Below are 14,595 nucleotides of genomic sequence, written 5' to 3' on the forward strand. Positions count from 1 at the left end.
GCGCGCCGCACGAAGCGCGGCATCATCAACGAGGTCGAACGATCATGAACACCGCATCGTATCCGCCGGTATTCACGCTGCATCGCGGCACGCTGCCGCTGCTCGTGTCGATACCGCACGCGGGCACCCGCATTCCCGACGAAATCGCCGAGACGATGACGCCCGTCGCGCGCCACGTCGACGATTGCGACTGGCATCTCGAGCGTCTGTACGATTTCGCGAAGACGCTCGGCGCGTCGGTGATCGTGCCGTTGCACGCGCGCTATGTCGTCGATCTGAACCGTCCGCCCGACGACGCGAATCTCTATCCGGGCCAGGATACGACGGGCCTCGTGCCCGTCGATACGTTCGACAAGTCGCCGCTCTACGCGGAAGGCGACGAGCCGACCGTCACCGAGATCGCGCGCCGTCGCGAGCGCTACTGGAGGCCGTATCACGATGCGCTCGCAGGCGAGCTCGAGCGCCTGAAGGGCGCGCACGGCCGCGTGCTGCTGTGGGAAGCGCATTCGATCCGCTCGCAGGTGCCGCGCTTTTTCGAAGGCCGGCTGCCGGACTTCAACTTCGGCACGTCGAACGGCGCGAGCGCGGCGCCGGGTCTCGCCGACAAGCTGGCCGCGCTCGTCGACAAGCACGGCGGCTACACGTCGATCGCGAACGGGCGCTTCAAGGGCGGCTACATCACGCGTCACTACGGCGCGCCGGAGCACGGCGTGCAGGCGGTGCAGCTCGAGCTCGTGCAAGCGACCTACATGGACGAAACGCGGCCTTATTCGTACGACGAAGCAAAGGCGCGGCGGATCGTGCCGCTGCTCGAGGCGCTCGCGAGGGCCGCACTCGAGCATCGCTGACCTCGTTGTAGGGCAGCCTCCATTCGCGGCGCTTCGCGCTGGGCGATGCGCGGCGGATTGCGTCGCGCATTCATTTGCGATGCGAAACGAATGCGGGTTTCGCTCGTGGTTCGCTCGTTCGCCGCGCGAAGCGAGCATGGGAGGCGGGAATCGTTCGGATACCGATCCGACTACGAGCCGACGCCGCGCAATGCGCGCGTCCATCGACGGTTATCGTCGAATATTTTAAGCAATACATCCGCCGTGAATTAAGGGAAAACCCTAGATCCGTATTTTTGAAACGGAATTGACGGCATTTCCAGATACGATAAGCTGATTGTCAGCTAGCCGTCACATCGATCACGGTGGCGTTTTCCCGCGCCGCCGCCACTCGCGAACGGGCTGCTGCGACGTTCGCGACGATCGACCGGCTGGCCGGGCGGCGGCGCATGCCGAGTCGCATCGCCGCTTGCCGCGTTCAATACTTTAAACAGTCAGTCGAGTGTAATCGTGAGAGTCCAAGGCCCCTTGGTCAGGCGGGATCGAAGTCGGCGCGCGAGCCTTCCGCACGCCGTCGACGCCGCCGACGTTGGCTGCGGCAAGTATCTCGCTAGCCCAAGCCTGTCCATCTTCGCCACCGTGTCCCGGCGCTCCGTGCGCCGTCACAACGCGGTCGCCGCGCGCGCCTACACGGCGGTTCACGACGACGGCGTCGCATCGCTGTTGCCCTAGCGCCTCTTCTCGTCGCTCCTCGTCGCTCCCCGGTTCGTCGTCGCTGCGCATTGCCGTCGCGTTGCCGAGCCGCATGCGAACGGGCGGCGCGCGCATCGCATCGCGCGCGGGCCGCGCGTTGCGTGACCGCGCCGCGCGCGAATCCGTCGAGCCCACGCCACGCACGCCGCCGCGCATCGGGCGCGCGCGTGCGTGCATGCATGCCGCTGTGCGCGGCGTCGTTTCCGTTTTTCTCGACGAACGCGATGCGTCGCGCGTGCTGCGCGCGCGTTCGTCGCGCCTGTCGAATCGGAGGAAGCGCGATGGATGAACATTTCGTCGCCGGGCGGCGGCCCGTCGTCGGCGTTTGCGCGGATCGCAAGACGGTCGGCCTGCATGTCGCGCATGTCGCCGGCGAGAAATACCTGAGCGCCGTCGTCGCCGGCGCGGACGCGCTCGCGATCGTGCTGCCCGCGCTCGGCGCGCGGCAGCGCGCGGACGAACTGCTCGCGCTCATCGACGGCTTGCTGCTGACGGGCAGCTATTCGAACGTCGAGCCCGAGCGCTACGGCGGCCCGGCGAGCGCGCCCGGCACGCTGCACGACGCGGCGCGCGACGCGACGACGCTGCCGCTCGTGCGCGCGGCGATCGACGCCGGCGTGCCGGTGCTCGCGATCTGCCGCGGCATGCAGGAGCTGAACGTCGCGTACGGCGGCACGCTGCATCAGGCCGTGCACGCGCAAAGCGGCCGCGCCGATCATCGCGAGAACCTGTCCGCTCCGGTCGACGTGCAATACGGCTCCGCGCATCCGGTCCGGCTCGAGCCGGGCGGATTGCTGCATCGGCTTGCGCACGGCGCGGAAAGCGTCGACGTCAACTCGCTGCACGCGCAGGGGATCGAGCGGCTCGGCGGCGGGCTGACCGTCGAAGCGCGCGCGCCCGACGGGCTCGTCGAGGCGATCGGCGTGCGCGACGCGCGCGCGTTCGCGCTCGGCGTGCAGTGGCATCCGGAATGGCGGTTCGACGGCAATCCGCTGTCGCGAGAAATCTTTGCGGCGTTCGGCGCGGCGTGCCGCGCCCGAATGCGCAGGACGGCCGAACGCGCGACGCGCGCGTGAAGGCCGTCGACGCTTATCGAAGAGAGGCTCACATGCAAGACATCGATGATTTTTTGAGGCAACACCGGATCACCGAAGTGGAAGCGATCATTCCCGACATGGCGGGGATCGCGCGCGGCAAGATCATCCCGCGCAACAAGTTCGAAACGGGCGAATCGATGCGGCTGCCGCAAGCGGTGATGGTGCAGACCGTCACCGGCGACTACCCGGAAGACGGCACGCTCACCGGCGTGACCGATCCCGACATGGTGTGCGTGCCCGACGCGTCGACGATCTGCCTGATTCCGTGGGCGGTCGATCCGACCGCGCAGGTGATTCACGATTGCGTGCATTTCGACGGCTCGCCCGTCGAGATCTCGCCGCGCTACGTGTTGCGGCGCGTGCTCGACCTGTATCGCGCGAAGGGATGGAAGCCCGTCGTCGCGCCGGAGCTCGAGTTCTATCTCGTCGACATGAACAAGGACCCGGATCTGCCGCTGCGTCCGCCCGTCGGACGCACGGGGCGCGCGGAGACGGGGCGGCAGTCGTATTCGATCGAAGCGGTCAACGAGTTCGATCCGCTCTTCGAGGACATCTACGAATACTGCGAGCTGCAGGGGCTCGACATCGACACGCTGATTCACGAAGTCGGCGCCGCGCAGATGGAGATCAACTTCCTGCACGGCGATGCGCTGTCGCTCGCCGACCAGGTGTTCCTGTTCAAGCGCACGGTGCGCGAAGCGGCGCTGCGCCACAACATGTACGCGACGTTCATGGCGAAGCCGATGGAGAACGAGCCGGGCTCGGCGATGCACATCCATCAGAGCGTCGTCGACCTCGAGACGGGCCGCAATCTCTTCATCGGCGCGGGCGGCGAAGTGATGCCGATGTTTCGCGCGTACCTTGCCGGGCTGCAGAAGTACACGCCCGCGCTGATGCCGATCTTCGCGCCGTACATCAACTCGTATCGCCGGCTGTCGCGCTTCATGGCCGCGCCGATCAACGTGCAGTGGGGCTACGACAACCGCACGGTCGGCTTCCGGATTCCGCATTCGGCGGCCGCCGCGCGACGGATCGAGAACCGGATTCCGGGCGTCGACTGCAATCCGTATCTCGCGATCGCGGGCACGCTCGCGGCGGGCTATCTCGGCGTCACGCAGGCGCTCGAGCCGACCGAGCCGCTCGCGAGCGACGGCTACAGCCTGCCGTACCAGTTGCCGCGCAATCTCGAGGAAGGGCTCACGCTGATGAGCGCGTGCGCGCCGCTTGCCGAGATGCTCGGCGAGAAGTTCGTGAAGGCCTATCTCGCGTTGAAGGAAACGGAGTACGAAGCATTTTTCCGCGTGATCAGCTCGTGGGAGCGCAAGCACCTGCTGCTGCACGTTTGAGCGTGCGTATGCACGACGCATTCAGGAGATCGAAGTGACGTATCGAACCGAAGACATCGCCCTCGTTCAGCCGCTGCGCGCGAGCGCGCAGCAGCGCAGCACCGCGCAGTACCGCGCGCTCGACGCGGCGCACCATATCCATCCGTTCTCGGACATGGGCTCGCTCAATCGCACGGGCAGCCGCGTGATCGTGAAGGCCGAGGGCGTGTATCTGTGGGATTCCGACGGCAACAAGATCATCGACGGGATGGCCGGGCTCTGGTGTGTGAACGTCGGCTACGGGCGCGAGGAGCTGATCGAGGCCGGCAGCCGGCAGCTGCGCGAACTGCCGTTCTACAACACGTTCTTCAAGACCACGCACCCGCCGATCATCGAGCTGTCCGCGCTGCTCGCCCAGATCGCGCCGCCGTCGTTCAACCGCTTCTTCTATTGCAACAGCGGCTCCGAGGGCAACGATACGGTGCTGCGCGTCGCGCATCAGTACTGGCGCACGCAGAACCGCCCGCAAAAGAAGTTCGTGATCTCGCGCAAGAACGGCTATCACGGCTCGACGATCGCGGGCGCGACGCTCGGCGGCATGGGCTACATGCACGAGCAGATGCCGTCGAAGGTCGAGCATATCGTGCACATCGATCAGCCTTATTACTTCGGCGAAGCGAGCGAAGGGCAAACGCCGGAGGCGTTCGGGCTCGAGCGCGCGCGGCAGCTCGAGGCGAAGATTCTCGAGCTCGGCGCGGACAACGTCGCGGCGTTCATCGGCGAGCCGTTCCAGGGTGCGGGCGGCGTGATCTTCCCGCCGTCGACGTACTGGCCCGAGATCGAGCGAATCTGCCGCAAGTACGACGTGCTGCTCGTCGCCGACGAGGTGATCGGTGGATTCGGGCGCACCGGCGAATGGTTCGCGCATCGGCACTTCGGCTTCGAGCCGGATCTGATGACGCTCGCGAAGGGGCTGACGAGCGGCTACGTGCCGATGGGCGCGGTCGCGCTGTCGGACCGGATCGCCGACGCGCTGATCGCGCACGGCGAGTTCAATCACGGGATGACGTACTCCGGGCATCCGGTCGCGGCGGCGGTGGCGGTGGCGAACCTGACATTGCTGCGCGACGCGAAGATCGTCGAGCGCGTGAAGACCGATACGGGCCCCTACTTCCAGAAACTGCTGCGCGAGACGTTTTCGCATCACCCGATCGTCGGCGAGATCTCGGGCGCGGGGCTCGTCGCGGGCCTGCAGCTCGCGCGCGAGCCGGGCGCGCGCAAGCGCTTCGAGAACGGCGGCGAGGTCGGCACGATCTGCCGCGACTACTGCTTCAACGGCAACCTGATCATGCGCGCGACGGGCGACCGGATGCTGCTGTCGCCGCCGCTCGTGGTCTCGAGGACTGAGATCGACGAGATCGTGGAGAAGGCGAAGCGGGCGATCGATGCGACCGCGAAGCAGCTGGGCATCGCGTGACACGGCGCGGGCGGCGCGCGGCCAAGCGCACGGAGAAACGCGCGCCGCGCATCGCACGGAGAGACGCCGCGCTCCGGTCGTCGGGTAAGCGCCGGAATCGGCACGCGCTCAGCGGCCGCGCGCTTCACGGGCCGACGGCTCCCACTCGTGCGGCAGCGACTCGGGATCGAGCCAGCGCACGCGTCTTAGCGCGCGGAATATGACGACGTATAGCGGAATCTGCACGACGGCGAATGCGAAGATGACCCATGCAAGGCACGCGTCGAGCGGGTGGGCGCCCATCGTGAGGAACGCGCCGAACGCGAGCACCGCGGCGAGCGCCGCCATGCCCGCATAGGATAGCGAACGAAACAGCCGCACGGCCCAGCGCTTCCCCTTGCCGATTCCGATGCCCACCGTCAGCATGATCGCCGCGGCCACGGCGATCTCCTCGAATCGGTAGTTTTCCGAAGCGAATCCCACGATGTCGCCGAGACAGTCGAAGAGTTCCATGAAGGTCGTGCCGACCGCGACGAAGAACGCCATGCCCGCGGGAATCGCCTGGGGCGGCGCGCCGGCGGGGCGATTTCCGGGGCGCGCCGCGGCGCCGGAGGCACGACGCGCGGCCGTCGCGTCAGCGGAATGATCGAAGTTCGTCAATGCGCGGCTCCCGGACGATGGCCGACGCCGACTTGAAATTGCAGGACGGGCGCGGGCGCGCCGGGCTGAGACGTCATCGGGCGATCGGGGGCGAGGAGGTGAGCGGGGTGGTCGGGGTCTTGCCGCGGCTCGCCGCCGAGGCGCTGCTGAAGCCGGTCGATCCCGTGCGTGACGCTATCGGGCGGATCGATGCCGTACACGCTGGCTCCGTAGATGGATGCCATGTAGGCGGGCGCTTCGATCGTCCGCAACAGCAGCAGTTCGCGACGAGCCTGCATCAGTTTCCGTTGCGCTTCGCGCACGGCGTCGGCGAAGCGGCTCGCCTGTTCCTCCATCTGCCGGGCCTGCGCCTGAGCCGCGGCCCGATTGGGATTGTCGAGCGACGCGCTCTTGATCCCGTCGAGCGCGTTGCGTTGCGACGCGAGCCGCTTCGTCGCCTGGACGGCCTCTTCGGAAATTTCGCCGGCTTCCCGCGCGACGCGGGGCAGCGAAGCCAGCGTGCGCGGACCGCTCGCGACGAGGTCCGGCAGGATGAGGATCGGCCCCACGGTTTCGAGCACCTTGTAGTGCCACGCGTTGCCGAGTGGCTTCTTGCGAACCTCGTCGCCCGTCAGCTCGTACTTCAACATCCGGCTGTCTTCGAGCAGCAGCAATGCCGACGTCATGCCGGCCACGAGGCCCAGCACGGGCAGAAGCGTCACGCCGCCGGCAAGTATCGCGGCGAACGACACGGCGCCCGCCAGGATGCCGAACGTGTCGCCGACGACGGCCGCGCCGTCGAATGCGCTCTTGTGTTCCTCGATGAAGTCGCGGGCCTTCGAGACGCCTGGCCCGAGCAGCGCCCGGCCGGGCGCCGATCGCCTGGCCGCGGACACGCTCTGCGCCCACTGCATCGACAATTGATCGATGGTTTGAGGCGTCGCGGAGCTGAGCGGATCGGCCGGCATCAGCGGCGGGCGGGACACGGCGACCACCAAATCGAGCGCATTGCCGTTGGCGTCGGGCGTCGCCGATTTCAGGCGCGACGCGCCGACGCCGTCGAAAAACACGACGCCCGCCTTTGGGCCGAGCACCTTGCCGGCGAAGTTCGACAGATGGAATTCCGCTTCCGATCGATGGCAGTACGGCTCCCACAAGGCAGGTGCGTTCGGCATGGCGGTGGAATGGCAATGGATGGAACGGGTTTCAGGCCGATCACGTCACGACGCTTGCCCGAAGGCGTTCGGAAAATCGTCGATAAACCGTCAATATAATCGGCGGTCCGATTTAATGCGAGTCTGTCGAACGATGATGCCGATCGATATTCTTCGCGAATACGCCGGAACCGATTTGCTAATGTAAGTGTTACCGTCCGATTATGTTATTTTCGAGGTGTGCGAAATAATTTCCGGGTTTTGTCGAGGATAATTAGGGCTGGCTTTAAAACCCGGAAAAAACGCAGTGACTTTCCAAGTTAATGCGTTATATTTTCGTCCTGCTATGTCGTCAAAAAGAACGAGGGCGCGCCGGGGGCAAACATGCAATTATCCGACCTTGCGGGTTTTCTGAACCTGCAGAATAGTCGCCTGCTGAGCATTCGGACACCGCTTTCCGGTCAGTCGGCGCTCGTCGTCAGCGATTTTCAATGCAGCGAAGGCTTGTCCGTTCTGTTCGACATGCGCATCGGCCTCGCGTCGCGCGATCCGACGATCGAGCTCAAGCAGATGATCGGGCAGCCGGTCACCGTGTCGCTGAAGTTGGCGGCCCCGTCGAGCGGCGGCTCGGAGCGCCATTTCCACGGTTATGTGACGCAGTTCAGCCATACCGGCGCGGACGGCGGCCTCGCGACGTATGCGGCCACCGTCCGGCCGTGGCTGTGGATGCTGTCGCGGCGCGTCGATTCGCGCATTTTCCAGGACAAGAGCGTTCGCGACATTCTCGACGGCGTGTTCTCGCAGTACGCGAAACTGGCGTCCTACGCGTTTCGTCTGTCCCGCGCGCTCAAGCCATATAGCTATTGCACGCAGTATCGCGAAACCGATCTGAACTTCGTGCTCCGCTTGATAGAGCAGGAAGGGCTTTTCTACTATTTCGAGCATGCGAACGACGGCCACAAGCTGATCGTCACCGACGATTCGACTCACGCCAAGCCGATCGACGGCGCGCCGGCGCTGCGATATTCGGCGGGCGAAGTCGTCGACGACGAAGCGATCGTGTCGCAGTTCGCCGCGCATCGACAACTGACGTCCAGCACCGTCAGCCTCAAGACGTTCGACTACAAGGTGCCGGGCGCGCGGCGCTACGTGTCGGGCGACACGAAGGCCGAGCAGGGCAGCGTCGAGCCGTACGAGGTGTACGACTACGTCGGGCTGCACGGCTTCGATTCGACGGACCGCGGCGAGGAGCTCGCGCGCTTCCGGCTCGAAGCGCTGGCGGCGGGCAGCAAGGCGTTCACCGGCGCGGGCAACTGCCGCACGCTCGCGCCCGGCCGCTATTTCGAGCTCACCGATCATTACGATCACGGCGGCGCGCGGCCCGAGGACCGGCAATTCCTGCTGACCGCGGTGCACCATCACGGCGTGAACAACTATCAGTCGAACGAAGGCGCCGCATCGTACACGGCGAGCTTCCAGTGCATCCGCAAGAAGATCCCTTTCCGTGCGTCGCTCGCGATGCCGCGCCCGGTCATCGCCGGCCCGCAGACGGCGATCGTGGTCGGCCCGAAGGGCGAGGAGATCTACACCGATTCGCTCGGGCGCGTGAAGGTGCAGTTCCATTGGGACCGGCTCGGGCAGCGCAATCAGGGCAGCTCGTGCTGGGTGCGCGTCGGCCAGCCGTGGGCGGGAGGCGGTTTCGGCGGCGTGACGATTCCGCGCATCGGCGACGAGGTGGTCGTGTCGTTCCTCGACGGCGATCCGGATCGGCCGATCATCATTTCGCGCGTCTACAACGCGCAGAACATGCCGCCCTGGAAGCTGCCGGAGAACGCGACGCAAAGCGGCATCCTGTCGCGCTCGATGAAAGGGCACGCGGGCACCGCGAACGCGATCCGCTTCGACGACAAGCAGGGCGAAGAGGAGCTGTGGCTGCAGGCCGAGCGCGACATGCGCACGGAGGTGGAGCACGACGAGCTGCGCAGCGTCGGGAACGATCATCGCTCGGCGGTGGGGCGCAATCACACGCTCAACGTGAAGCAGGATCACGTTTCGAATACCGGCAACAACCAGACTGTGGGCGTCGGCAGCGCGTTCGCGATGACCGTGGGCGCGCTGCCCGCGCAGGACGCCGCGCCGCCGCCCGCCGGAACCTACGTGCTCGACGTCACCGATCAGGTCGTCATCCGGTGCGGCAAGTCGAGCATCACGATGACGAAGGACGGCCTCATCAAGCTCGAGGGCGTGCAGATCGTCGAACATGCTTCGGATTACTTCCTGATGCAGGGCAAGAAGATCGATCTGAATCCTTGACGCGCTCGCCCGTCTGCCTGCGCGCGGTCCGCGCGCGAGTTCTTTGCCAACGAGCCGAACATGAAATATCTCACGCAAGAGTGCAGTTTCGAGATTCCTTCGCTTGGCGACGATCGCACGGTCAACGTGCTCGCGCTCACGCATCCCGACACGAGCGGCACGTTCCAGATCGTCGTGAGCCGCGATCAACTGATCGGCGGCGAGGATCTGGGCCGATGCATGCAGCGGCAGATCGGACTGATGACGCGCCACGTGACGGGTTTCAAGGAAATCTCGCGTAGGCCGTTGGAAATCGGCGAGCGGCGCGCGCCGGCGCTGGAGCTCGAAAGCACGTTCCGTCAGTCGGGATCGGCGTTCTACCAGATCCAGGCGATGACCGTGACCGACGCGCCGCGTCTGCTCGTCATCACGCTGTCGAGCCAGACGCCGCTGACGGACGCGCACCGCGCGACGTGGCGGGCGCTGCTCGCCAGTTACAGCGCCCACGCGTGACGCGTGCGGGTTCGCGCGCGCCTCGTACACATGCCGCTCGCGCCACGGCCCCGGTTGCTCCCGTGAACCAGAACTGATTCCGCCATGTCGCTCCTCGCCGCCGCTCGCGCGCAAGACACCTTCACGCACACATCGCTGCTCGCGCAGATGCTGAAAGTGGCGGCGACGATCGGCGCGGGCCTGCTGGTCGGCGCGGCGATCGGGGCGGCGGCGGCTTTCGTCGTCGGGACGGGCGGGCTCGGAGCGGTGGTGCTCGGCGCCGTCGTCGGCGCGGTGATGTCGCAGGTCGTCAATGCGGCGGCGTCGCATTTTCTCGGCTCGGATTCGCTGGAGGGCTATTTATCGGACAAAGCGGGCGAGCTGATCGACAGCTTCATTCCCGGCGACGTGAAGGGCGCGATCTCGACGGGCTCGACCGACGTCTTCGTGAACGGGCGCGGCGCCGCGCGCGCGGCGGGCATGCCGGCGCCGCCGCTGCCGCCCGGCGTCGAGCCGCAGTCGGTCGCCGATCTGTTCGTGCCGGTCGATCAGGATTTCGTCGCCTGCTCGAATCATCCGAATCCGGCGGGCGAGCATCTCGCCGAAGGCTCGTCGAGCGTGTTCGTCAACGGTCGGCCCGCATCGCGCATCAAGGACGCGACCACCTGCGACGGCAAGATCAACACCGGGTCGACGAACGTGAGCATCGGCGGCGATCGCGTGCGCGTGCGCGACGTCACGAGCGAGATGCCGCCGTGGCTCGCGACGATCGCGAAATACGCGGGGCTCGCGATCGCGCTCTGCCAGGCGATACGCGGCAAGGGGCCGCTTGCCAGCAAGCTCGCGTGCTTCGCGATGAACTTCGCGATCAACGTGGCGGCCGACAAGCTCGTCGGCAGCGTGATGTCGGGGCGCATCGGGCATCCGGTCCATCTGCCGACGGGCGCGAAGATTCTCGACGGCGAAGAAGACCTCGATTTCGTGCTGAGCGCACCGGTGCCGATCGTCTGGCAGCGCTTCTACAGCAGCCTCGATCCGCGTGACGATCGCCCGCTCGGGCGCGGCTGGAACCTGCCGTACGCGGTCGAGCTGCGGCTCGGCGCCGGCGGCGAGAATCCGCATCGCTGGATCGACGCGCAAGGACGCGGCACCCCGGTGCCCGATCTGCAGCCGGGCCAGAAGTACTTCAATCGCAGCGAGGGGCTGACCTTCGCGTGTACGCCGGGCGGACACTGGATGGTCGAGCAGGACGACGGCATGTGCTTCGATTTCGGGCTGCCGCGCTCCGGTCTCGCGACGCAAACGCTGCGTCCCGTCGTGTTCGAGGATCGCAACGCGAACCAGCTGCACTTTCACTATGACGCGCACGGCCGGCTGGACGAGCTCGCGACGATGGCGGGCCATCGCGTGCGGATCGAATACGACGCGTCGCGCCGCGAGCGGATGTCGCGCGTGATCCTGCACGCGGGCGGCGCGAGCGAATGCCTGGTGAGCTACACGTACACGTCCGACGGGCTGCTCGCGAGCGTGTCCGACGCACAAGGGCGCGAACGACGCCGCTTCGGCTACGATCCGGCCGGGCGCATGACGATGCACCGGTTGCCGGGCGGCAAGACCGCGCGTTACGCGTGGGAGGAGTTCGAGCGCAAGGCGCTCGCGGAAGAGAACGGTCTGGCGGATCGCGAGGCGCGCGTCGTCGAACATTGGACCGACGACGGCGAGCGCTATCGCATCACGTACGATTTCGAGCGTCAGGCGGCGCGCGTGACGGACCAGCTCGGGCGCACGCAGCTATGCGAATGGAACGCCGATTATCTCGTGACCGCGCACACCGACGCGCTCGGGCGGAACTGGCGTTTCGATTGGAGTCCGAACCGGGAACTGCTCGGGTTCGTGGAGCCGAACGGCGCGACGACGCGACTTCGCTACGACGACGAGCGCGGCTTGCCCACCGAGCTGACGAATGCGCTCGGCGAGAAAACGCAATTCGCATGGCATCCGCTATGGATGGCGCTCGAACAGCAGACGCTCGCCGACGGGCGGCAATGGAAATATGAATTCGACATGCGCGGCAACCGCGTCGGCGAGACCGATCCGCTCGGGCAGCGCATCGAATTTCGGCTCAACCGCCAAGGGCGGCCGGCGGCGATCGTCGACGAGCGCGGCGGCATCACGCACTTCGGATGGGACGGGCAGCACCGGCTGATTGCGCGCACCGACTGCTCGGGCATCACGACGCGGTTCGAACACGACGCGCGCGGCCGGATGGTGGCGCTGACCGATGCGCTGGGCAATACGACGCGCTATCGCCATGACGGCCGCGACCGGATCGTCGAGACGCGATTGCCGACCGGCGGAGATGAACAATATCGCTGGTCGCTCGCGGACGAACTGGCCGCGTTCGTCGACGGAAACGGACATGCGACCGCATTCGCGTACGACGCGGCCGGGCGCCTTGCGTCGAGAACGGATGCGAACGGGCATCGGGTCAGCTTCGAATACGATGCGGCCGGCAATCTGCGCACGCTCCGCAACGAAGTGCGCGACAGCTACCGGTTTGCCTATGACGCGGGCGATCGCCTGATCGAACAGATCGGTCCGGACGGATTGCGCGTCGAATACGAGCGCGATGCGAGAGGTGCGCCGATCGTCGTACGGCAGGCGGCGGGCACGCCCGAGCAGATCACGATCGAGCTGGAGCGCGATGCGCTGGGGCGTCTCGTTCGCAGGCGCACCCCGGAAACCGTGACGACATACGATTACGACGCGACCGGGCGCCTCGAGCGGATTGCGCGCAAGCATCTCGACGGCCGCCCGATGAACACCGTCACGTTTGCATATGACGAACTGGATCGGCTCGTTGCGGAGACGTCGGATGTGGCCGGCGACGACGGGCAGGTCGCGACGACGCGTCTCGCGCATGAATACGACGCGCTCGGCAATCGCACCGGCACGACGTTGCCGGACGGCCGCACGCTGAGCTGGCTGTATTACGGCAGCGGCCATCTGCACCGGATTGCATCGAACGGCGAGACCGTCTGCGACTTCGAGCGCGATCGTCTGCATCGCGAGGTGAGCCGGACGCAGGGCGCGCAGACGCTGGCGACGGCGTATGACGGCTTGTCGCGAAAGATCGGGCAATGGATCGGCGACTGGCAGCGCACGCCGGGTTCATGGGCTGCTTTCGGCACTCGACAGAGCCGGGATCTGCTGCGCAAGGCGTTCGCGTATGACCGCGGCGGCGAGCTGACGGCGCGGATCGATCCGTTGGGCGGCGAGCTGAACTACCACTACGACCCGGCCGGCCGATTGCTCGGCGGCACGGCCGCCGGCGCGGGCGCAGGCGGGCGGCCGGATGCGGCAGGCGTTCTGACCGAGGCGTTTGCGTACGATGCGGCGTCGAACCTGCGGCCGGTGGGGCAGCCTGGGCGGGTGGAGGGCAATCGTCTGCTGATGAGCGGAGATCGCCGCTATCGGTACGATGCGCATGGGCGGCTCGTCGAGAAGCTGACGGGCGGGCACACGGAGCAGCATCTGAAGTACGACGTCGAGCATCGGCTCGTCGAGGTGAGGACGGTGCGGCGCGGCGTCGAGCAGACGGTGCGCTTTAGCTACGACGCGTTGGGCCGACGGATCGCGAAGCACGATGCGTTCGGCACGACGCGCTTCGTGTGGGACGGGATGCGGCTTGCGCAGGAGTATCGCGGCCATCAGGCGGTGACCTACCTGTACGAGGGCGACGGCTATGTGCCGCTGGCGCGGATCGACGCGGTCAGCGACGACAGCCATTGGCTGTGGCGGCTGTATCACGGCGACGAGCACGACAAGCCGGAGGCCGAAGCCAAGCCCGAGGCGAAGATCTATTATTTCCACGCGAACGCGGGCGGCGCGCCGGAGGAACTGACGGATCGAGGCGGCCGGGTGGTGTGGCGGACGCGATATCGAGCGTGGGGGAATACGGTGCTGCAAGCGTACGCACCGGAATTCCAGGCGAATCCGTCGGGGGACGTGATGCAGCCGCTGCCGCAGGCGTTGCGGTTTCAGGGGCAGTACGAGGATCTGGAGACGGGATTCTGTTACAGCACGTTCCGATACTATGATCCGGACGTGGGGCGGTTCATTACGCCGGACCCGATCGGGTTGGCGGGCGGGTTGAATCAGTATCAGTATGCGCCGAATCCTATTGGCTGGATCGATCCGTGGGGATTGTCTTGCGTAAGTGATCTAAAAAATATAAAGGAGCAATTGAATTCGGGTAAGAGGGCTCAAATAACCGTTAATTCAAGGGCGGAGGCCGAGGAATTGTTGATCGCGCTAACCACGGGCAAGGGCATGCCTCGAGCATATAGGAATACAACAGGGCAGGCGCTTCCGAAGGGAAAGATCTCTGAAAGCGGCTCGGACTGGTTGCCCGGTGGGCGTGGTGCGTATGAGCGGGAAGGTACTTACCATTGGGATGCTGCGGATGCGAATGCAAAACCGGGGGATCACGCCTTGCAGGGCGATCACCTCCAGATCCATAATTTTGATGGAAAGATAATAAGAATATTTTATTAGAGT

At 66.1% G+C, this 14,595-nt stretch carries 11 protein-coding genes; 9 read left to right on the forward strand and 2 right to left on the reverse strand.

What is annotated here, in order from left to right; all coding sequences use genetic code 11:
* Positions 1-44 precede the first annotated feature (44 nt).
* The 5 genes from hutG (at position 45) to WT60_RS07505 (ending at position 5,479) form a co-directional block, all read left to right on the forward strand.
* A complete protein-coding gene (hutG, locus tag WT60_RS07475; protein ID WP_038750658.1) occupies positions 45-848 on the forward strand; it encodes an N-formylglutamate deformylase in 804 nt (267 codons plus the stop codon).
* Between the two features lie 507 nt (positions 849-1,355).
* Positions 1,356-1,559: a hypothetical protein gene (locus WT60_RS34925; protein ID WP_038750655.1), complete on the forward strand. Its 204-nt coding sequence runs from the start codon at positions 1,356-1,358 to the stop codon at positions 1,557-1,559.
* A gap of 302 nt (positions 1,560-1,861) precedes the next feature.
* A complete protein-coding gene (locus tag WT60_RS07495) occupies positions 1,862-2,656 on the forward strand; it encodes a gamma-glutamyl-gamma-aminobutyrate hydrolase family protein (protein ID WP_059584135.1) in 795 nt (264 codons plus the stop codon).
* Between the two features lie 32 nt (positions 2,657-2,688).
* Positions 2,689-4,023 carry a glutamine synthetase family protein gene (locus WT60_RS07500; RefSeq protein WP_059584194.1) on the forward strand — a complete coding sequence of 445 codons (1,335 nt, stop codon included), beginning with the start codon at positions 2,689-2,691 and terminating at the stop codon, positions 4,021-4,023.
* Positions 4,024-4,057: 34 nt separating this feature from the next.
* Positions 4,058-5,479 (forward strand): aspartate aminotransferase family protein, encoded by a 1,422-nt coding sequence (locus WT60_RS07505; RefSeq protein ID WP_100185256.1) that lies wholly within the window; start codon positions 4,058-4,060, stop codon positions 5,477-5,479.
* 108 nt (positions 5,480-5,587) lie between these two features.
* Here WT60_RS07505 and WT60_RS07510 read toward each other — a convergent pair whose 3' ends face one another.
* Together WT60_RS07510 and WT60_RS07515 are read right to left on the reverse strand one after the other, a co-directional pair.
* Entirely contained in the window at positions 5,588-6,004 is a 417-nt protein-coding gene (locus WT60_RS07510; RefSeq protein WP_082759208.1) for a hypothetical protein, read from the reverse strand.
* A gap of 110 nt (positions 6,005-6,114) precedes the next feature.
* Positions 6,115-7,212 carry a hypothetical protein gene (locus tag WT60_RS07515; protein ID WP_236860876.1) on the reverse strand — a complete coding sequence of 366 codons (1,098 nt, stop codon included), beginning with the start codon at positions 7,210-7,212 and terminating at the stop codon, positions 6,115-6,117.
* On the opposite strand from WT60_RS07515, the gene WT60_RS35105 reads away from it, so the two are divergent.
* The 4 genes from WT60_RS35105 to WT60_RS07530 all read left to right on the forward strand — a co-directional run bounded on the left by WT60_RS35105 (position 7,112) and on the right by WT60_RS07530 (position 14,592).
* Positions 7,112-7,459 (forward strand): hypothetical protein, encoded by a 348-nt coding sequence (locus WT60_RS35105; RefSeq protein ID WP_236860886.1) that lies wholly within the window; start codon positions 7,112-7,114, stop codon positions 7,457-7,459. The genes WT60_RS07515 and WT60_RS35105 overlap by 101 nt on opposite strands.
* Positions 7,460-7,635: 176 nt before the next feature.
* The gene (locus WT60_RS07520) at positions 7,636-9,564 is read left to right on the forward strand and encodes a type VI secretion system tip protein VgrG (RefSeq protein WP_060355390.1); all 1,929 of its coding nucleotides are present in this window, start codon (positions 7,636-7,638) and stop codon (positions 9,562-9,564) included.
* A gap of 60 nt (positions 9,565-9,624) precedes the next feature.
* Complete coding sequence (locus WT60_RS07525) at positions 9,625-10,056, forward strand: DcrB-related protein (protein WP_060355391.1); 432 nt, start codon at positions 9,625-9,627, stop codon at positions 10,054-10,056.
* Positions 10,057-10,140: 84 nt separating this feature from the next.
* Positions 10,141-14,592, forward strand: coding sequence for an RHS repeat-associated core domain-containing protein (locus WT60_RS07530; RefSeq protein WP_236860865.1), 4,452 nt, complete (start codon positions 10,141-10,143; stop codon positions 14,590-14,592).
* Positions 14,593-14,595 lie beyond the last annotated feature (3 nt).

The sequence above is a fragment of the Burkholderia sp. MSMB617WGS genome (assembly GCF_001532025.2).
Taxonomy (GTDB): domain Bacteria; phylum Pseudomonadota; class Gammaproteobacteria; order Burkholderiales; family Burkholderiaceae; genus Burkholderia; species Burkholderia savannae.